The 20002-nt window shown below is 67.5% G+C and carries 15 protein-coding genes; 9 read left to right on the plus strand and 6 right to left on the minus strand.

Annotation, left to right across the window (positions count from 1 at the left end; genetic code table 11):
- Positions 1 to 5: 5 nt before the first annotated feature.
- A complete protein-coding gene (locus ABIC51_RS24005; RefSeq protein WP_027789239.1) occupies positions 6 to 647 on the minus strand; it encodes a TetR family transcriptional regulator in 642 nt (213 codons plus the stop codon).
- Positions 648 to 1049: 402 nt separating this feature from the next.
- Here ABIC51_RS24005 and ABIC51_RS24010 point away from each other — a divergent pair, with 402 nt between their 5' ends.
- Genes ABIC51_RS24010 through ABIC51_RS24020 form a run of 3 tightly spaced genes read left to right on the plus strand, consistent with a single transcriptional unit; the run spans position 1050 to position 7066 of the window.
- Positions 1050 to 2327 carry an efflux RND transporter periplasmic adaptor subunit gene (locus ABIC51_RS24010; RefSeq protein WP_027789240.1) on the plus strand — a complete coding sequence of 426 codons (1278 nt, stop codon included), beginning with the start codon at positions 1050 to 1052 and terminating at the stop codon, positions 2325 to 2327.
- A 15-nt stretch (positions 2328 to 2342) separates the two neighbouring features.
- A complete protein-coding gene (gene bpeB, locus ABIC51_RS24015) occupies positions 2343 to 5543 on the plus strand; it encodes an efflux RND transporter permease BpeB (protein WP_027789241.1) in 3201 nt (1066 codons plus the stop codon).
- Entirely contained in the window at positions 5543 to 7066 is a 1524-nt protein-coding gene (locus ABIC51_RS24020; protein WP_175861875.1) for an efflux transporter outer membrane subunit, read from the plus strand. The genes bpeB and ABIC51_RS24020 overlap by 1 nt, the downstream gene beginning before the upstream one ends.
- A gap of 367 nt (positions 7067 to 7433) precedes the next feature.
- Here the strand turns inward: ABIC51_RS24020 and ABIC51_RS24025 are convergent, their stop codons facing one another.
- Entirely contained in the window at positions 7434 to 8810 is a 1377-nt protein-coding gene (locus tag ABIC51_RS24025; RefSeq protein WP_021159518.1) for a nucleobase:cation symporter-2 family protein, read from the minus strand.
- Between the two features lie 438 nt (positions 8811 to 9248).
- Between ABIC51_RS24025 and ABIC51_RS24030 the strand changes: the two genes are divergently transcribed.
- The 3 genes from ABIC51_RS24030 (at position 9249) to fghA (ending at position 12962) form a co-directional block, all read left to right on the plus strand.
- A complete protein-coding gene (locus tag ABIC51_RS24030; RefSeq protein WP_354006653.1) occupies positions 9249 to 10715 on the plus strand; it encodes a xylulokinase in 1467 nt (488 codons plus the stop codon).
- Positions 10716 to 10990: 275 nt separating this feature from the next.
- Positions 10991 to 12097: an S-(hydroxymethyl)glutathione dehydrogenase/class III alcohol dehydrogenase gene (locus ABIC51_RS24035; RefSeq protein WP_006483756.1), complete on the plus strand. Its 1107-nt coding sequence runs from the start codon at positions 10991 to 10993 to the stop codon at positions 12095 to 12097.
- 16 nt (positions 12098 to 12113) lie between these two features.
- On the plus strand, positions 12114 to 12962 hold the full coding sequence (gene fghA / locus ABIC51_RS24040; RefSeq protein ID WP_021159522.1) for an S-formylglutathione hydrolase: 849 nt from the start codon (positions 12114 to 12116) through the stop codon (positions 12960 to 12962).
- A gap of 131 nt (positions 12963 to 13093) precedes the next feature.
- Here fghA and ABIC51_RS24045 read toward each other — a convergent pair whose 3' ends face one another.
- Genes ABIC51_RS24045 through ABIC51_RS24060 form a run of 4 tightly spaced genes read right to left on the minus strand, consistent with a single transcriptional unit; the run spans position 13094 to position 16206 of the window.
- Positions 13094 to 13876 carry a metal ABC transporter permease gene (locus ABIC51_RS24045; protein WP_354006654.1) on the minus strand — a complete coding sequence of 261 codons (783 nt, stop codon included), beginning with the start codon at positions 13874 to 13876 and terminating at the stop codon, positions 13094 to 13096.
- On the minus strand, positions 13869 to 14759 hold the full coding sequence (locus ABIC51_RS24050; RefSeq protein ID WP_059692641.1) for an ABC transporter ATP-binding protein: 891 nt from the start codon (positions 14757 to 14759) through the stop codon (positions 13869 to 13871). Before ABIC51_RS24050 ends, ABIC51_RS24045 begins: the two co-directional genes overlap by 8 nt.
- A gap of 14 nt (positions 14760 to 14773) precedes the next feature.
- Positions 14774 to 15697, minus strand: a complete 924-nt coding sequence (locus ABIC51_RS24055) for a metal ABC transporter solute-binding protein, Zn/Mn family (protein WP_027789247.1) — start codon at positions 15695 to 15697, stop codon at positions 14774 to 14776.
- Positions 15698 to 15744: 47 nt separating this feature from the next.
- A complete protein-coding gene (locus ABIC51_RS24060; RefSeq protein WP_011546084.1) occupies positions 15745 to 16206 on the minus strand; it encodes a Fur family transcriptional regulator in 462 nt (153 codons plus the stop codon).
- Positions 16207 to 16534: 328 nt separating this feature from the next.
- Between ABIC51_RS24060 and ABIC51_RS24065 the strand changes: the two genes are divergently transcribed.
- The 3 genes from ABIC51_RS24065 (at position 16535) to ABIC51_RS24075 (ending at position 19713) form a co-directional block, all read left to right on the plus strand.
- The gene (locus ABIC51_RS24065; protein WP_059590589.1) at positions 16535 to 17311 is read left to right on the plus strand and encodes an L-iditol 2-dehydrogenase; all 777 of its coding nucleotides are present in this window, start codon (positions 16535 to 16537) and stop codon (positions 17309 to 17311) included.
- Positions 17312 to 17407: 96 nt separating this feature from the next.
- On the plus strand, positions 17408 to 18364 hold the full coding sequence (locus tag ABIC51_RS24070) for a sugar kinase (protein ID WP_059692638.1): 957 nt from the start codon (positions 17408 to 17410) through the stop codon (positions 18362 to 18364).
- The gene (locus ABIC51_RS24075; RefSeq protein ID WP_354006655.1) at positions 18352 to 19713 is read left to right on the plus strand and encodes a D-tagatose-bisphosphate aldolase, class II, non-catalytic subunit; all 1362 of its coding nucleotides are present in this window, start codon (positions 18352 to 18354) and stop codon (positions 19711 to 19713) included. Before ABIC51_RS24070 ends, ABIC51_RS24075 begins: the two co-directional genes overlap by 13 nt.
- Positions 19714 to 20002 lie beyond the last annotated feature (289 nt).

The raw sequence follows: 20002 nt of genomic DNA on the forward strand, positions 1-20002 counted from the left end.
CGCGGTCATTCGCCGTCCTTCAGCATCGCCGGGCTGTAGCGCAGCATGTCGAAACAGCCGTCGACGAGCTTTTCCGCATGCTGCTCGGCGTCGATCTCGTCGGGCAGCATCAGCATGTCGCGCACGAAACCGCTGACGAGCGTGTGCAGCATCAGCGTCGCGCGCCACGTATCGAGCCGCTCGGGCAGCAGCTTGAGCCGCACGGCCCCCGCGAGATCGGCGTCGATCGCGTGCAGTGCCTCGCTCATCCCCGCGCGGTTGCGTTGCAGCAGCGGCTCCAGGTCCGCGACGTATTCGCACTTCATGAACAGGATGCTGAACACGCGGCGTAACTGCGCGTCGCGCTGCACGCCGAGCAGGCACCAGATCAGGATCTGGCGGATCTTGTCGAGCGGATTGCCGCCCGGCGCGTCGAGCGGCATCCGCTTCAACTCGTCGATCGGCAGAAACACGCGGTCGAACATTGCGTCGAACAGTTCGCTCTTGTTCGCGAAATGCCAGTAGATTGCGCCGCGCGTCACGCCGGCATGTTGCGCGATGTCCGCGAGCGACGTGTGCGACACGCCTTTCTCGAAGAACACGTGCTCGGCGGCGTCGAGAATGCGATTGCGCGTCTCGAGCGCCTCCTCCTTGGTACGTCTGACCATGTGCAGGCCTGATTGGATCGATCGTAGGTGAATATAGGGTCTGCAACCCCCGGCGCGGTCATATAGACTGGCTATGCTCGCGGCTGGTAACAATCTGTAAGACTGGACAGCCGGTCGCGCACAAACGGGCTTTTTACATACATTCATGAATGTATATACAATACCACCCTACGATCGAATGACCCAAGTGGCAATCAGTTAATATCCCACTCTGCTGATTCCCGCCAAAGTACCAGTCCGCAGTTGCGGGGCATCCTGTCGGCACGGAGGTTTCGTGCCGCTTGCTGTATCTAGCAGTCCAGTAATTCAGGTGTTCGATCTGCGCCGTGAGGCGCATCCGTGTTGCGCTCGCTCCGGTCGGGTGCGGCACTTATTCCATTGGTTATACACAGAGGTCGCTCCATGCGCGTCGAACGGGTTCCATACCGCTTAATCACTGTCGCGACGGCCGCCGTTTTCCTGGCCGCGTGCGGGAAAAAAGAATCGGCACCGCCGCCGCAAACGCCGGAAGTCGGCGTCGTCACCGTCCAGCCGCAAGCCGTACCGGTCTTCACCGACCTGCCGGGCCGCACCAGCGCGTTCCTCGTCGCGCAGGTCCGCGCGCGGGTCGACGGCATCGTGCTGCGCCGTGAATTCACCGAAGGCACCGACGTCAAGGCCGGTCAGCGCCTCTACAAGATCGACCCGGCGCCTTACATCGCGGCGCTGAACAGTGCAAAGGCAACGCTCGCGAAGGCGCAGGCGAACCTCGTCACGCAGAACGCGCTGGTCGCACGCTACAAGGTGCTGGTGGCCGCGAACGCGGTCAGCAAGCAGGACTACGACAACGCGGTGGCCACGCAAGGCCAGGCCGCGGCGGACGTCGCGGCCGGCAAGGCGGCGGTCGATACCGCGCAGATCAACCTCGGCTATACCGATGTCGTTTCGCCGATCACCGGCCGCGTCGGCATCTCGCAGGTGACGCCGGGCGCGTACGTGCAGGCGAGCCAGGCGACGCTGATGTCGACGGTGCAGCAGCTCGACCCGGTGTACGTGGACCTCACGCAGTCGAGCCTCGAAGGGCTGAAGCTGCGCCAGGACGTGCAGAGCGGGCGCCTGAAGACGTCCGGCCCGGGCGCGGCGAAGGTGTCGCTGATCCTGGAAGACGGCAAGACCTATTCGGAGCCGGGCAAGCTGCAGTTCTCGGACGTGACGGTCGACCAGACCACCGGCTCGGTGACGATCCGCGCGGTCTTCCCGAACCCGGGCAAGGTGCTGCTGCCGGGGATGTTCGTGCGTGCACGGATCGAGGAAGGCGTGAACGAGAACGCGTTCCTGGTGCCGCAGATCGGCGTCACGCACGACCAGAAGGGCCAGGCGATCGCGATGGTGGTGAACGCCAGCAACAAGGTCGAGCCGCGTCCGCTGAAGACGACGGGCATGCAGGGCCCGAACTGGGTGGTCGAAGGCGGTCTGCAAGCGGGTGATCACGTGATCGTGCAGGGCGCCGACAAGGTGCGCCCGGGTGCGACCGTGAAGACGGTCCCCGCGCAGCTCGCACCGGCGGCCGATGCCGCGTCGGGTGCGGCTGCCGCGTCCGCCGCGCCGGCTGCCGCCGGTTCCGGCGCCGCTGCCGCTTCCGGTGCTGCCGCATCGGGCGCTGCGCCGGCGAGTGCTGCCGCTGCTTCGAGCGCGCAATAACAGGGAGCCTGTTTCATGGCAAAGTTTTTTATCGATCGCCCGATCTTCGCGTGGGTGATCGCCATCATCCTGATGCTGGCCGGGGTTGCGGCGATCTTCACGCTGCCGATCTCGCAGTATCCGACGATCGCACCGCCATCGATCCAGATCACCGCGAACTATCCGGGCGCTTCCGCGAAGACGGTGGAAGACACGGTGACGCAGGTGATCGAACAGCAGATGAGCGGTCTCGACAACTTCCTGTACATGTCGTCGACCAGTGACGACTCGGGCAACGCGACGATCACGCTGACCTTCGCGCCGGGTACCAACGCCGACATCGCGCAGGTCCAGGTGCAGAACAAGCTGTCGCTCGCGACGCCGATCCTGCCGCAGGTCGTGCAGCAGCTCGGCCTCTCGGTGACGAAGTCGAGCAGCAGCTTCCTGCTGGTGCTCGCCTTCAACTCCGAAGACGGCAGCATGAACAAGTACGACCTCGCGAACTTCGTGGCGTCGCACGTGAAGGATCCGATCAGCCGGCTGAACGGCGTCGGTACCGTCACGCTGTTCGGCTCGCAGTACGCGATGCGGATCTGGCTCGACCCGAACCGCCTGACGAACTACGGCCTCACGCCGGTCGACGTCAGCTCCGCGATCACCGCGCAGAACGTGCAGATCGCGGGCGGCCAGATCGGCGGCACGCCGGCGAAGCCGGGCACGATGCTGCAGGCGACGATCACCGAATCGACACTGCTGCAGACGCCCGAGCAGTTCGGCAACATCCTGCTGAAGGTCAACCAGGACGGCTCGCAGGTTCGCCTGAAGGACGTCGCGCAGATCGGCCTCGGCGGCGAAAACTACAACTTCGACACGAAGTACAACGGTCAGCCGACCGCGGCACTCGGTATCCAGCTCGCGACCAACGCGAACGCGCTCGCGACCGCGAAGGCCGTGCGCGCGAAGATCGACGAACTGGCACCGTTCTTCCCGCACGGCCTCGTCGTGAAGTACCCGTACGACACGACGCCGTTCGTGAAGCTGTCGATCGAGGAAGTGGTCAAGACGCTGCTCGAAGGTATCGTGCTCGTGTTCCTCGTGATGTATCTGTTCCTGCAGAACCTGCGGGCGACGATCATCCCGACGATCGCGGTGCCGGTCGTGCTGCTCGGCACGTTCGCGATCATGTCGATGGTGGGCTTCTCGATCAACACGCTGTCGATGTTCGGCCTCGTGCTCGCGATCGGCCTGCTGGTCGACGATGCGATCGTGGTGGTGGAGAACGTCGAGCGCGTGATGGCGGAGGAGGGCCTGTCACCGAAGGAGGCGACCCGCAAGGCGATGGGCCAGATCACCGGCGCACTGGTCGGCGTGGCGCTGGTGCTGTCGGCGGTGTTTGTGCCGGTGGCGTTCTCGGGCGGTTCGGTCGGCGCAATTTATCGCCAGTTCTCGCTGACGATCGTGTCGGCGATGGTGCTGTCGGTGCTCGTCGCGTTGATTCTGACGCCGGCACTGTGCGCGACGATCCTCAAGCCGATCCCGCAAGGGCATCACGAAGAGAAGAAGGGCTTCTTCGGCTGGTTCAACCGCACGTTCAACAACAGCCGCGACAAGTACCACGTCGGCGTGCACCACGTGATCAAGCGCTCGGGCCGCTGGCTGATCATCTATCTGGTCGTGATCGTCGCGGTTGGCCTGCTGTTCGTGCGCCTGCCGAAGTCGTTCCTGCCCGATGAAGACCAGGGCCTGATGTTCGTGATCGTGCAGACGCCGTCGGGTTCGACGCAGGAAACGACCGCGAAGACGCTCGCGAACATTTCCGACTACCTGCTGAAGGACGAGAAGGAAATCGTCGAATCGGCGTTCACGGTCAACGGCTTCAGCTTCGCGGGCCGTGGCCAGAACTCCGGTCTCGTGTTCGTTCGCCTGAAGGACTACTCGCAGCGTCAGCATGCGAACCAGAAGGTGCAGGCGCTGATCGGCCGGATGTTCGGGCGCTACTCGGGTTACAAGGACGCAGTGGTGATCCCGTTCAACCCGCCGTCGATTCCTGAACTCGGTACGGCTGCGGGCTTCGACTTCGAACTGACCGACAACGCGGGGCTCGGCCACGATGCACTGATGGCCGCGCGTAACCAGCTGCTCGGGATGGCCTCGAAGGATCCGACGCTGCAGGGCGTGCGCCCGAACGGCCTGAACGATACGCCGCAGTACAAGGTCGACATCGACCGCGAGAAGGCGAACGCGCTCGGCGTGACGGCGGATGCGATCGACCAGACGTTCTCGATCGCATGGGCATCGAAGTACGTGAACAACTTCCTGGATACCGACGGCCGGATCAAGAAGGTGTACGTGCAGTCGGATGCACCGTTCCGGATGACGCCGGAAGACCTGAACATCTGGTACGTGCGCAACGGGTCGGGCGGGATGGTGCCGTTCAGCTCGTTCGCGACCGGTCACTGGACGTACGGTTCGCCGAAGCTCGAGCGCTACAACGGCGTGTCGGCGATGGAAATCCAGGGCCAGGCCGCACCGGGCAAGTCGACCGGTCAGGCGATGGCCGCGATGGAAGGGCTCGCGAAGAAGCTGCCGGTCGGTATCGGCTACTCGTGGACCGGCCTGTCGTTCCAGGAAATCCAGTCCGGCTCGCAGGCACCGATCCTGTACGCGATCTCGATCCTCGTCGTGTTCCTGTGTCTGGCGGCACTGTATGAAAGCTGGTCGATCCCGTTCTCGGTGATCATGGTGGTGCCGCTCGGCGTGATCGGCGCACTGCTTGCGGCGACGATGCGCGGTCTGGAAAACGACGTGTTCTTCCAGGTCGGTCTGCTGACGACCGTGGGCTTGTCCGCGAAGAACGCGATCCTGATCGTCGAGTTCGCGCGCGAACTGCAGCAGACGGAGAAGATGGGGCCGATCGAGGCCGCGCTGGAAGCGGCGCGCCTGCGGCTGCGTCCGATCCTGATGACGTCGCTCGCGTTCATTCTCGGTGTGATGCCGCTCGCGATCAGCAACGGCGCGGGTTCGGCGAGCCAGCACGCAATCGGTACGGGCGTGATCGGCGGGATGATCACGGCGACATTCCTCGCGATCTTCATGATCCCGATGTTCTTCGTGAAGATCCGTGCGATCTTCAGCGGCGAGAAGGAAGACGTCGACGAGGCGCTGCGCCTGGCTCAGGAGCACTCGCACCACGAAGAGAAGCCGGGCAACGGCGACGAAGGCAACAAGGGACAGTGATGATGCAAAAACACGCTTTGACTGCAATCGCGGTCGCGCTCTTTGCCACGGGCTGCACGATGGCGCCGCATTACAAGCGGCCCGACGCGCCCGTCGCACAGGCGTACCCGGCCGGCGGCGTCTACGCGACGCAGCCGGGTGCGGCCGGCGCGCGCAGCGCGAACGGCCAGGCGGCGACCGCCATCGGCTGGCGCGAATTCTTCGTCGATCCGCGCCTGCAGCGGCTGATCGAGATCGCGCTGAAGAACAACCGCGACCTGCGCGTGTCGGTGCTAAACATCGAGGCGGCGCGCGCGCAGTACCAGATCACGCGCGCGGAGCTGTTCCCGACGCTCGACGGCACGGGCACGGGCAGCATCCAGCGCGTGCCGCAAGGTCTGTCGCAGACGGGGGCGCCGTATATCTCGCGTTCCTACAACGTCGGTTTGTCCGCGTCGTGGGAGCTCGACCTGTTCGGCCGCGTGCAGAGCCTGAAGGACCAGGCGCTCGCGCAGTACCTGTCGACGTCGTACGCACGGCAGGCGTCGGAGATCTCGCTGGTGTCGCAGGTGGCGGACCAGTACCTGACGCTGCTGTCGACCGACGACCTGCTGAAGGTCACGGAGAACACGCTGAAGTCCGCTCAGGCGCAGTACGACCTGACGAAGCTGCAGTTCGACAACGGCACGGGCTCCGAGCTCGAGCTGCGTCAAGCGCAGACGGTGGTCGAGACGGCGCTCGCGAACCAGCAGGCGCAGGCGCGTGCGCGTGCGCAGGCGCTGAACGCGCTGGTGCTGCTGATCGGCGAGCCGCTGCCGGACGATCTGCCGCCGGGCATGCCGCTCGACGCGCAGAACCTGCTGACGGACGTGCCGGCCGGGTTGCCGTCGGATCTGCTGACGCGTCGTCCGGACGTGATGCAGGCCGAGCAGACGCTGCTGGCCGCGAATGCGAACATCGGCGCGGCACGCGCGGCGTTCTTCCCGCGCATCTCGCTGACGGGCGCGTTCGGCACCGGCAGCCCGACGCTGGGCGGCCTGTTCAAGGCCGGCACGGCGGCGTGGTCGTTCGCGCCGCAGATCACGATGCCGATCTTCGAAGGCGGGCAGAACATCGCGAACCTGAATCTCGCGCACGTGCAGAAACGCATCGAGATCGCGAACTACGAGAAGGCAATCCAGTCGGCATTCCGCGAAGTGGCGGATGGCCTGGCCGCACGCGGCACGTACGACCAGCAGATCGCGGCGCTCGAGCGCAACGAGCATGCGCAGCAGCGCCGTTTCGACCTGTCGGACCTGCGTTACAAGAACGGCGTCGACAGCTACCTGTCGGTGCTGACCGCGCAGACGGATCTGTACTCGGCACAGCAGACGCTGATCAACGCACGTCTGGCGCGCTGGACGAACCTCGTCGACCTGTACCGCGCACTGGGCGGCGGGTGGATTCAGCGGGCAGGCGAGACGCCGCGCGCGCCGGATGCGCCGGTCGACTACGACAAGGCGTCCGCTCCGGCGCCTGCGTCGTCGGCGGCGACGAACGGCTAAGTGAAAGGCGGGGCAGGAGCGGGCAACTGCTTCTGCCTGCCGAACCGGCGAGATGCAAAAGCGAAAACGCCACGGATGAAAATCCGTGGCGTTTTCTTTTGTGCGGCCGGGTCGTGCGAGACCACGACGGTTGGCGTGACGATGACTGCATCGGATGCCGCCGATGCCGATCTCGGCAGATACGCGTCCAGGCGCGATCAACCGATCACCCGATCACCCGATCAACCAGGCCGCCTGCACCGCATCGCAGGCAGCCACCCCTCGCGCGCGAGGCACCCCGCGTAGCCCGGCTCCGCCAAGCAAAAACGCCACGGCATGCCGTGGCGTTTTCCGTTACCGCTTCGCGCCGTCGTCCGGCGCGTCGTGATCAGTGATGCACGTCGGCCGGGCGGCCGTCGAAGTCGTGTCCGGCGCGGCGGATCTCGCAGCGCGCATCCTTTTCGCCTTTCACGCCGTTGAACACGATGTTCAGGATCACGGCCGATGCCGACGCCAGCAGGATGCCGCTGTGCAGGATCGGGGCGAGCGCGGGCGGCAGCTTCGAGAAGAAGTGCGGCGACACGACCGGCACGAGGCCCATGCCGACGCTCACGGCGACGATGAACAGGTTGTGCGAGTTGTTCACGAAGTCGACCTTCGACAGCACCTTGATGCCGTTCGCGGCCACCATCCCGAACATCACGATGCCCGCACCGCCGAGCACGAACGGCGGCACCGATGCGACCACCTGCGCCATCTTCGGGAACAGGCCGAGCAGCACGAGAATCACGCCGCCCGTCGCACATACGAACCGGCTCTTCACGCCCGTCACGCCGATCAGGCCGACGTTCTGCGAGAACGACGTATGCGGGAACGAGTTGAAGATGCCGCCGATCAGCGTGCCGAGGCCGTCGACGCGCAGGCCGCGCACGAGGCGCTCCTGGTTGACCGGACGATCGACCATGTCGCCGACCGCGAGGAACATGCCGGTCGATTCGATGAACGTGACGAACATCACCGTGACCATCGTCACGATCGACAGCGGGTCGAAGTGCGGCATGCCGAAGTGGAACGGCATCACGATGCCGACCCACGGTGCGTGCGCGACGCCGTCGGTATTCACGCGGCCGATCGCGAACGCGATCGCGAAGCCGGCGACGATGCCGAGCAGCACCGAGATGTTCGCGATGAAACCGCGGCCGAACTTGTTGATCAGCAGGATCAGCGTCAGCACGAGCAGCGACAGGCCGAGGTAGACGGGGCTGCCGTACTCGGGGTTGCCGACGCCGCCGGCCGCCCAGTTGATGCCGACTTCCATCAGCGACAGCCCGATCACCGCGATCACGGTGCCGACCACCACCGGCGGGAAGAACCGCAACAGCTTGCCGATCATCGGCGCGAGCACGATACCGATGATGCCGGCCGCGATCGTCGAGCCGAAGATGTCGAGAATGCCGAGGCCGGGGTTCGTGCCGATCGCGATCATCGGGCCGACTGCCGCGAACGTGCAGCCCATGATGACGGGCAGGCGGATCCCGAAGATCCACAGGCCCAGCGTCTGGATCAGCGTGGCGATGCCGCACGAAAACAGATCGGCGCTGATCAGGAACGCGATCTGGTCTTTCGGCAGCTTGAGTGCGGCGCCAACGATAAGCGGCACGGCAACAGCGCCGGCGTACATGACGAGGACGTGTTGCAGGCCAAGCGTTACCAGCTTGCCGGTCGGCAGCACCTCATCGCACGGATGGACCGTGTTCGATTGCATCTGTCTCACTCCATGATCTTGTTTTCGGGGTGATACGAAGTTATGCGGAATGAATCCACGCAACAAGAGCGCTGGGTACTATTCCGCTCTTTGCTGGTTCGATATGCCATTTCGGCATGAAACAGGGTGTCGATCATCGGGAAACTGCCGCAGGAGTGAGGGTTCCCGGTTTTATAGCCCTTCAAAATAGCGCTGGCCCCCATGTCAAATATCGGCCGCTTTATGGTGTGTATCGGGCGGGGCGCATAGCGGCAAAAAGTGCCTGGGAAAAATCGTGCCGGGTTAACCCGCGAGCGGCCGCTTTCACCGCCAACGTGCAGCCGGGTGAAACCCGGCAGGCCATGGCGATTTCGGCCGGCGCGGCGGCGGCAAAAGACGGGGCGCGCATCGCGATCCCGTTATCATCGACATCCGTTCATTCGAATTCGCCCTCACGTCATGCGCCTGCTCGGAATCGACCTCGGCACCGGCTCCGTCAAACTCGTCACGCTCGATGCCGACGGCGTCGAGCGTGCGGTCGCGAGCGAACCCTATGCGCTGTCGTCGCCGCAGCCTGGCTGGGCCGAGATCGCGCCCGACACGTGGTGGCAGGCGCTGGTGCGCGCGGCCGCGCGGTTGCCGGCCGGCGAGCGTGCGCAGGTGGCGGCGATCGGGTTCTCGGGGCAGATGCACGGCGTCGTGCTGATCGACGCGGCCGGGCAGCCGGTGCGGCCCGCGCTGCTGTGGCCCGACACGCGGGCGGTGCGCGAAGCGGATGAGGCCGGCTGGCCCGTCACGGGATCGCCCGTCGCCGGATTGCCCGTTGCCCCGAACCCCGTCGCGCCGGGTATGGCCGGCCCGCTGTTGCGCTGGCTGGCCGCTCACGAACCCGATGCACTGCGCGCCGCGCGCTGGGCCGTGCAGCCGAAGGACTGGTTGCGCATCGCGCTGGGCGGCGACGTCGCGGCCGATCCGAGCGACGCGTGCGCGACCGCGCTCGCGACGCCCGACGGTGCATGGGATCTCGCATTGATCGACGCACTCGGCCTGCCGGCCGACCGGTTCGCATCGGTGCAGCTGTCGACTGCGCGCTGCGGCACGCTCGGCGCACCGGCTGCGGCTGCACTCGGCCTGCCGGCCGGCGTGCCGCTGGCGACGGGCGCGGCCGACACCGCATGCGCGGCCCTCGGCAGCGGGCTCGCCGCCGCCGGCGATGCGCTGCTGACGACGGGCAGCGGCGGCCAGATCGTCGTGCTCGCGGATGTGCTGCCGCCCGCGCGACGCGGGCTGCATCGCTATCGCGCGGCGGTCGGCGGCGGTTATTACACGATGGCCGCGATGCAGAACGTCGGGCTCGCGCTCGAAGCCGTGCGCGGCTGGCTCGGCTACGCGCAGTGGGCCGATGCGTACGACGATGCGTTCGCGCAGGTTGCGTCGGAACGTCTGTGCTTCCTGCCTTACCTGACGGGCGAGCGTTCGCCGTGGATGAACCCCGACGCGCGCGGCGGCTGGCTCGGCCTCGGGCTCGGCGACACGCGCGGCGCGATGATGCGCGCCGCGTTCGAAGGCGTCGCGTTCGCGTTGCGCGCCGGGCTCGATGCGATCCGCGATGCCGACCGCGGCGACCCGGTGACGACGCTGCGTCTCGCGGGCGGCGGCTCGGTCGATCCGCGCTGGCGCCAGTTGCTTGCCGACTCGCTGGGCGCGTCGCTTCACGCGATCGACTGCCCGAACGCCGCGACGCGCGGCGCCGCGCTGCTGGCGGGTGTCGCGATCGGGCACTGGCGGGAAGACGCGCTGCACGCGCTGGCGCCGGCCGCGTCGCCGGTTGCCGAGCCGCGCGACGATCGCTTGCTGGCCGCGCGCCATGCGCGCTTCATCGACCTGTATGCCCGGACGGATGCATGGTTCACGACGGGCGCTTAAAATCGGGCACTTGTTCTTTTGCGTCAGCGATGACGCATCGTGGCAAGCCGGCGGCCGTTTCCCGCACGCGATGCGCGGCGGAACCGGCCATCATGGCGAGCACGAGATTCTTTCGCCGTGCCGTGCGCGACGCCGCGCGGCACGGTTTCGACCGCTTTGCATGGAACCCGGTGCGAAGCATTGGGCCGGCGTCGGTGCTGGCGCACCCAGGCCGGTCGACATGAGCGCCGACGCGCGAACCCGGGCCGACCTCACACACAGACAGGAGTCACACGATGAAGACGAAAGCCGCGATTGCATGGAAGGCGGGCGCACCGCTGACGATCGAGGAAGTCGATCTCGAAGGGCCGCGCGCAGGCGAAGTGCTGATCGAGGTGAAGGCGACGGGCATCTGCCACACCGACTACTACACGCTGTCGGGCGCCGATCCGGAAGGGATCTTCCCGGCGATCCTCGGCCATGAAGGCGCGGGCGTCGTGGTCGACGTCGGCCCCGGCGTCGGCACCGTGAGGAAGGGCGACCACGTGATTCCGCTCTACACGCCCGAATGCCGCGAGTGCAAGTTCTGCCTGTCGCGCAAGACCAACCTGTGCCAGAAGATCCGCGCGACGCAGGGCAAGGGCCTGATGCCCGACGCGACGTCGCGCTTCTCGCTCGACGGCAAGCCGCTGTTCCACTACATGGGGACGTCGACGTTCTCGAACTACATCGTCGTGCCGGAGATCGCGGTGGCGAAGGTGCGCGAGGACGCGCCGTTCGACAAGATCTGCTACATCGGCTGCGGCGTGACGACGGGCGTCGGCGCGGTCGTGTACTCGGCGAAGGTCGAGGCCGGCGCGAACGTCGTCGTGTTCGGGCTCGGCGGGATCGGCCTGAACGTGATCCAGGGCGCGAAGATGGTCGGCGCGGACAAGATCATCGGCGTCGACATCAACCCGAAGCGCGTCGAGCTCGCGAAGAAGTTCGGGATGACGCACTTCATCAACCCGAACGAAGTCGAGAACGTGGTCGACCACATCGTGCAGCTGACCGACGGCGGCGCGGATTACTCGTTCGAATGCGTGGGCAACGTGAAGCTGATGCGCCAGGCGCTCGAGTGCACGCACAAGGGCTGGGGCCAGTCGTTCATCATCGGCGTGGCGGCAGCGGGCGAGGAAATCAGCACGCGTCCGTTCCAGCTGGTGACGGGCCGCGAGTGGAAGGGCTCGGCGTTCGGCGGCGCGCGCGGCCGTACCGACGTGCCGAAGATCGTCGACTGGTACATGGAAGGCAAGATCAACATCGACGACCTGATCACGCATACGCTGCCGCTCGAGCGGATCAACGAAGGCTTCGACCTGATGAAAGCCGGCGAGTCGATCCGTTCGGTCGTGCTGTACTGACCGGGAGCGCACCGCGATGCTCGAACTCGTTTCCTCGCATGCGTGCCACGGCGGCGAGCAGCGTTTCTACCGTCACGATTCGGCGGCCATCGGCCTGCCGATGAAGTTCTCGGTGTACCTGCCGCCGCAGGCCGCGCACGGCCGCGTGCCGGCGCTGTTCTATCTCGCGGGGCTCACGTGCACCGACGAGACGTTCGCGATCAAGGCCGGCGCGCAGCAATACGCGGCGCAGCACGGCATCGCGCTCGTGATGCCGGACACGAGCCCGCGCGGCGCGGGCGTGCCGGGAGAGACCGACGCGTGGGACTTCGGTGTCGGCGCGGGCTTCTATGTCGACGCGACCGAAGCGCCGTGGTCCGCGCATTACCGGATGGAGTCGTACGTGACGGGCGAGCTGCGCGAACTCGTCACGGCCGAACTGCCGATCGACGGCGCGCGGCTCGGGATCTTCGGTCACTCGATGGGCGGGCACGGCGCGCTGACGCTTGCGCTGCGTCATCCCGGGCTGTACCGGTCGGTATCGGCGTTCGCGCCGATCGCCGCGCCGACACGCTGCCCGTGGGGCGAGAAGGCCTTCTCGGGCTACCTCGGCGCCGATCGCGATGCCTGGAAGGCACACGACGCGAGCGAACTCGTCGCGCGCGCCGATGCGCCGAAGTTCGCGGACGGCATCCTCGTCGATCAGGGCCTCGCGGATCAGTTCCTCGCGAACCAGCTCAACCCCGACGTGTTCGAAGCCGCGTGCGCGAAGGCAGGCCAGCCGCTGACGCTGCGCCGCCATCCGGGCTACGACCACGGGTACTACTTCATCTCGACGTTCATCGCCGATCACATCGCGCATCACGCGCGCGTGCTCGCGCGATGAGCGGGAAGGGGAGCACATAACGCACACGGCGGCACGCGGCGACACACGGCGCGCCGCACGAGCGGGTGCATGAAAAAACGCCGGCGCTGCCCTCGGGCACGCCGGCGTTTTTCATGGTTGTCGGGCGTCGATCAGTGGCGCCGCAACAGGCTTGCGCCGTACACGAGCGCCGACAGCGCGGTGATCCAGAAACTCGTCGGCCAGTCGGTGTGATACGCGAGCACGATGCCGAGCCATGCCTCGAACAACGCAAACAGCGCGGCGAGCAGCACGCCGGTCGACAGCCGCGTCGTCACGTTCTGCGCGGCGGCAGCCGGTCCGACCAGCAGCGTGAACACCAGCAGCACGCCGACGATCTGCGTGGCCGCGGCCACGGCGAGCGCGCACACCGCGAGGAACAGCATCGACACCGTGCGCAGCGACACGCCCTTGGCTTCGGCCAGTTCGGGCTGCAGCGACGCGAACAGCAGCGGCCGCGCGATCAGCGCGAGCGCGAGCAGGCTCACGGCGCCGATGCCGGCGAGCACCGCGAGCGTGTTGTGGCTCACCGCGAGCACGTTGCCGAACAGCAGCGCGGTGACCTGCGTCGCGAACGACGTGTAGAAATGCAGGAACAGCAGGCCGAAACCCAGCGCACCCGACAGGATCACGCCGATCGCGACGTCGCGGCCCGCGAGCTTTTCGCCGAGCGCGCCCATCCCGATCCCGGCCGCGAGCGTGAAACCGACCATCCCCCAGATCGGCGAGATGCCGAGCAGCACCGCGCCCGTCGCGCCGGTGAAGCCGACGTGCGACAGCGCATGGCCGGCGAAGGTCTGCCCGCGCAGCACCAGGAAGTAGCCGACGATGCCCGCGAGCACCGCGACGATCCCCGACGCCGCGAAGGCGTTGATCATGAAGTCGTATTCAAACATCGTGCGAGTGCCCGGGATGAGCGTGTCCGTGGTGGTGATGGCCGTGGCCGCCGCCACCGCCGTGCGAGTGGCCGTCGTCGTCCTCGTGTTCGTGGTCGTGCTTCTCGATCTCGACGTCGCCCGACATCACGAAGATCTTGCCGTTCACGCGCATCACGTCGATCGGCGATCCGTAGAGCCGCGACAGCACGGGCTTCGTGATCACCTCGTCGACGGTGCCGAGCGCCGCGACGCCGTTGCCGAGATACAGCACACGGTCGAGCGCGTTCAGCAACGGATTCAGTTCGTGCGCGGAGAACAGCACGGTGATGCCGAGCTCGCGCTGCACGTTGCGCACGAGCTCGACGACGCCGCGCTGGTGGTTCGGGTCGAGGCTGATCAGCGGCTCGTCGAGCAGCAGCAGCTTCGGGCTGCCGAGCAGGCATTGCGCGAGCAGCAGGCGCTGCCGCTCGCCGCCGGACAGTTCCGACAGCGGCCGGCGGGCAAGCGTCGGGCCGCCGACGAGATCGAGCACGCGGTCGACGTCGCGGCGCGTTGCCGCGTTCGTGTGCGGCAGCCCCCAGCGGTGGCCGTCGGCGGCCATCGCGACGAAGTCGTAGCCGCGCATCCGGCGGTTCGCGAGGCCGCTGCGAATCTGCGGCATGTAGCCGATCGACGCGTTGCCGCGTACGACCGGCACGCCGCCGACGGACAGCGTGCCGGCCGACACGGGCACGAGGCCGAGCACCGCGCGCATCAGCGTCGTCTTGCCCGCGCCGTTCGGCCCGAGCACGCCGACGAATTCGCCGGGTTCGATCGCGAAGCTGACGTCGCGCAGGATCGTGCGTCCGCCCAGTTCGAGCGTGACGCGATCGACGGCGAGTGCGTGGGGAGTGGCGGTCATGGCGTTACGGTTGTTTATTTCTTGCCGGCGGCAAGCGCGGCCGAGAGCGCGTCGAGCTGGCCGGCCATCCATTGCTGGAAAGTCTTGCCGGCCGGCTGCGTCTCGGTGACGCTGACGGTCGGCACGCCGCCGTCGCGTGCGATCTTCAGCATGCGCTTGGTCATCGGTTCTTCGGCCTGGCTGTTGTAGATCAGCGCGCGTACCTGCTTCTTGCGCAGGTCGTTCTCGAACGCGGCGACGTCCTGCGCGCTGGCTTCGGTGTCGTTCATCGTCGCGAGCTGGAAGCGCTGGTTGCGCATGTCGAGGCCGATCGCGTCGGACAGGTAGCCGAACACCGGCTCGGTGGCCGTCACCGGCACGCCCTTGTACTGCGCGCGCAGCGCGGCGACCTTGTCGTCGACGGGCTTCAGCGACGCGACGAACTTCTGCAGGTTCGCATCGTATTCGGCCTTGTTCGCCGGATCGGCGCGGCCGAGTTCGGCCGCGATCGCGCGTGCGGCGGCCGGCATCGTCGCCGGGGCGTACCACAGGTGCGGGTTGTCGCCGGCCTTCTTGCCGACCAGGTCGGCGACGACGATCGTCGCGCGCTTCGCCTGCTTCGACGCGCCGAGCAGCTTGCTCATCCACGGATCGTAGTTGGCGCCGTTGTAGATCACGACCTGCGCGTGCTGGAGCGCGCGGGCCGTCTTCGGGCTCGCTTCGAACAGGTGCGGATCCTGGTCGGGATTGCTGAGGATGCTCGTCACCGCGACATGGCTGCCGCCGATCTGCGACGCGACGTCGCCGTAGAAATTCTCGGCGGCGACGACGTTGACGGTCGCGGCCTGTGCGAACGCGGGCGCCGCGAGCGACAGCGCGGCGGCCGCGGAGACGGCAGCGGCGAGCCAGCGGACAGGCGTCAGGGCGCGCCGCGGCGCGCGCTTCAGGGCAATGGGCATGGAACTCCTCGTTGGAAGGGGGCGGCGCGTGTGCCGCCCGATACGCGTCAGCGTTGCGCGGGCTTGCGCTTGCAGTGTCCGCACAGGCCGCTCAGCTCGACGACCTGATGGTGGACTTCGAAACCGTGCGCGGGCTCGCTCGCGGACAACTGCTTCGCGAGGTCGCCGCCGGGAATCTCGACGGTGTCGCCGCACGAATCGCAGATCAGGAACTGGCCTTCGTGCGGGACGCCGATCTCGCAGCACGCGAAGAACGCGTTCTTCGATTCGATCCGGTGGATGAAGCCGTGCTCGACGAGGAAATCCAGCGCGCGGTAGACGGTCGTGGGCGGCACGCGGCCGCGCTGCGGCTCGAGCTCGGCGAGCAGGTCGTACGCGCCGATCGGGCGCTGCGCGGCCAGCACGCGTTCGTAGACCTGGCGGCGCAGCGGCGTCCACGCGAGCCCGTGCTCGGCGGCGAATGCGTCGGCCCGGGACAGCCGGGCGTCAATGGACGATGAGGTAGCCATGGCGTGAAGCTGGGCGTGAAACAAAGTATGGCGATGATATAACGTATCGCCGCGCCGTGCAGCGCGAATTCCCCTTTTCGTCGTCGCTCCGTCCCCTTCATCGCCGATCCGACCGCGCCGCACCGCGCGCGCCGCGCCTTGCCGGGCGCGCGTGGCGGGCCGCCGCGGTGCGCCGTTGTGCCGCAGCGCATCATAGAAAGCCGTCATGTTGCCTTGACAGCGCGAATCGCGTATCCGATCATTCGATCAACAACAGAGCAATTGATCGGTCGGCGAGCGTTAGTTCATCTCGCGGCCGTCGTAAAGCAGAACGAACCGGAGACAGCCAGTGAGACTGGAAGACAAGGTCGCGATCCTGACGGGCGCCGCAAGCGGCATCGGCGAGGCGGTCGCGCAACGCTATCTGGACGAGGGCGCGCGCTGCGTACTCGTCGACCTGAAGCCTGCCAGCGGCTCGCTCGCGCGGCTCATCGAGGCGAACCCCGGCCGCGCGGTGGCTGTCACCGCGGACGTCACGCGCCGCGACGACATCGAGCGCATCGTCGCCACGGCGGTCGAGCGCTTCGGCGGCGTCGACATCCTGTTCAACAACGCGGCGCTGTTCGACATGCGGCCGATCCTCGACGAATCGTGGGACGTGTTCGACCGGCTGTTCGCGGTCAACGTGAAAGGGCTGTTCTTCCTGATGCAGGCCGTCGCGCAGCGGATGGTCGAGCAGGGGCGCGGCGGCAAGATCGTCAACATGTCGTCGCAGGCCGGGCGTCGCGGCGAGGCGCTCGTTTCGCACTACTGCGCGACCAAGGCCGCGGTGATCAGCTACACGCAGTCGGCCGCGCTCGCGCTCGCGCCGCACCGGATCAACGTGAACGGCATCGCGCCCGGCGTCGTCGACACGCCGATGTGGGAGCAGGTCGATGCGCTGTTCGCGCGCTACGAGAACCGGCCGCTCGGCGAGAAGAAGCGGCTCGTGGGCGAAGCCGTGCCGCTCGGCCGCATGGGCGTGCCGGGCGACCTGACGGGCGCCGCGCTGTTCCTCGCGTCGTCCGACGCCGACTACGTCACCGCCCAGACGCTGAACGTCGACGGCGGCAACTGGATGAGCTGACGTGACGCCGCTCGCACGCGTCACCTGCCGGCCTGCCTGCGACGGGGCGGCCGCGCCGCTCACCGCGGCCACCGTCGAACGGGGAGGGCTCGCCTGATGGCCGAGATCGTCGTCGCCGGCGAACTGCTGGCCGAATTCGTCGCCGCCGAGCGCGGCCAGGGTTTCGACGCGCCGGGCCTGTTCGCCGGGCCGTTCCCGAGCGGCGCGCCGGCGATCTTCGCCGACCAGGCCGCACGGCTCGGCGCGCGCGTCGCGTATGCGGGCTGCGTCGGCCGCGACGCGTTCGGCGACGCGATCGTCGCGCGGCTCGAGCGCGACGGTGTCGACGTCGCGCGCATCCGTCGCGTCGCGCGTCCGACCGGCACCGCGTTCGTCGCGTATCGCGACGACGGCTCGCGCAGCTTCGTCTACAGTCTGTCCACCAGTGCGGCCGCGTGCGTCGATGCGTCCGACGTCGATACCGCGATGTTCGACGGCTGCCGCTATTTCCACGTGATGGGCTCGTCGCTGACGAGCGAATCGGCGATCGCGGCCGTGCAGCGCGGCGTGATCGAGGCCGCGCGCGCCGGCGCGAAGGTGTCGTTCGATCCGAACGTGCGGCCCGAGATGCTGAGCTTTCGCCCGATGCGCGCGGCGCTCGAGACGATGCTCGCCGCGTGCCACCTGTTCATGCCGAGCGAGGACGATTTGCCGTTCTTCTGCGGGCCGCAGCCGGCCGAGCGTGCGATCGCGGGCCTGCTCGCGACGCATCCGCTGCTCGAGCGTGTCGTGCTGAAACGCGGCGCGCAAGGCAGCGTTGCATTTGACCGCGCCGACCGCGTCGAAGCACCGGCCTTTCAGGTCGACGAAATCGACCCGACCGGCGCCGGCGACTGCTTCGGCGGCACGCTCGTGGCGAGCTTCGTCGCGGGCGTGCCGATCGATGCCGCATTGCGCCGCGCGAACGCGGCCGGCGCGATCGCGGTCACGCGGCGCGGCCCGATGGAAGGCAACAGCAGCGCGGCCGAGATCGACCGCTTCCTGACCGAACGAGGTATCGCATGTCCGGCCTGACGACCTTCGCCGAACGCCCGCGCACCGCCCATGCGGACGCCGTGCTGCGGATGATCTTCGATGCGAACCGCGCCGACGCGCAGCGCGGCATCTATTCGATCTGCAGCGCGCACCGGCTCGTGCTGGAGGCCGCGTGCGAAGCGGCGCGCGCGGATGGCTCGCCGCTCCTGATCGAGGCGACCTGCAACCAGGTGAACCATCTCGGCGGTTATACGGGCATGACGCCCGCCGATTTCCGCCGCGACGTCGACGCGATCGCCCGGCGTTGCGGGCTGGCGCCGTCGGCGCTCGTGCTCGGCGGCGACCATCTTGGGCCGAACCCGTGGCGGCACCGCCGCGCGGCCGATGCGATGCGCGAGGCGGGCACGATGGTCGCCGCCTATGTGGAAGCCGGCTTCGAAAAAATCCACCTCGATGCGAGCATGGCGTGCGCGGACGATCCGGTGCGGCTCGACGATCGCACGATCGCCGCGCGCGCGGCCGAACTGTGCCGCGTGGCGGAAGCCGCGGCGGCGCGCGCCGGCATCGCGCCCGTCTACGTGATCGGCACCGAGGTGCCGACGCCGGGCGGTGAAGTCAGCGGCAACAACGGTCACGACGGCGAGGCGGCGATCGCGCAGATCGCGGTCACGCGCAGCGACAGCATCGCGGCGACGCTCGATGCGCACCGCACCGCGTTCGCGGCGGCCGGGCTCGACGACGCGTGGGCGCGCGTCGTCGCGATCGTCGCTCAGCCGGGCGTCGACTTCGACGATCGCCACGTGCTCGACTACGACAGCGCGAAGGCCGCGGCGCTCGGCGCGAGTATCCTGCAGACACCGCACCTCGTGTTCGAGGCGCATTCGACGGATTACCAGACCGAGGGGGCACTCGCCGCGCTCGTGCGGGACCACTTCGCGGTGCTGAAGGTCGGCCCAGCACTGACGTTCGCGCTGCGCGAGGCGCTGTTCGCGCTGACCTTCATCGAGGACGCGCTGACCGACGACGTCGGGCAGCGCTCGCGGTTGCGCGACGTGGTCGACGCCGCGATGCGCGCGCAGCCCGAGCACTGGGCGCCGTACTACCGCGGCGACGAAACCGAGCAGCGGCTCGCGCGCCAGTTCAGCTACAGCGACCGGATTCGCTACTACTGGCTGCAGCCGGCCGTCGCGGCCGCGGTCGAGCAACTGTTCGACAACCTCGCGCGACAGCCGGTGCCGGAGACGCTCGTCGCGCAGTGGCTGCCGGATGTCTACGCGGCGTGCCGCACGGGCGGGCTCGCGAAGGAGCCGCGCGCGTGGGTGCGCCACCGGATACGCGACGTGATCGCGCACTATGCGCGCGCGTGCGGAATGCAGCGGCCGGCATGACGGGCCGCGAAGGAAACGCAGGACCGACGACACTAGGGTCTGTTTCCATATGGAACGCACATGCGAATGCCCGAAATCGCTCGCAGGGCAAGAAGTGAGGAGCGCCGTTTGGCCGAGCCAAACAAGCGACGAGCGACGCCGCCATGTGGGCGATTTCGGGCATTCCCGTGGAATGTATTTTTTTAGTTTGGGGTTGCCACGAGAACGGCCGCTCGCCGCGTTGCGCTCCTTGCGAAAAACTGCCCTAATAGCAACCGGCCGCCCCCCCCCAGCCGCCCCTAGACTGGCG

Origin of the sequence: Burkholderia sp. 572 (assembly GCF_040545135.1) — a bacterium.
GTDB classification, from domain to species: domain Bacteria; phylum Pseudomonadota; class Gammaproteobacteria; order Burkholderiales; family Burkholderiaceae; genus Burkholderia; species Burkholderia cepacia.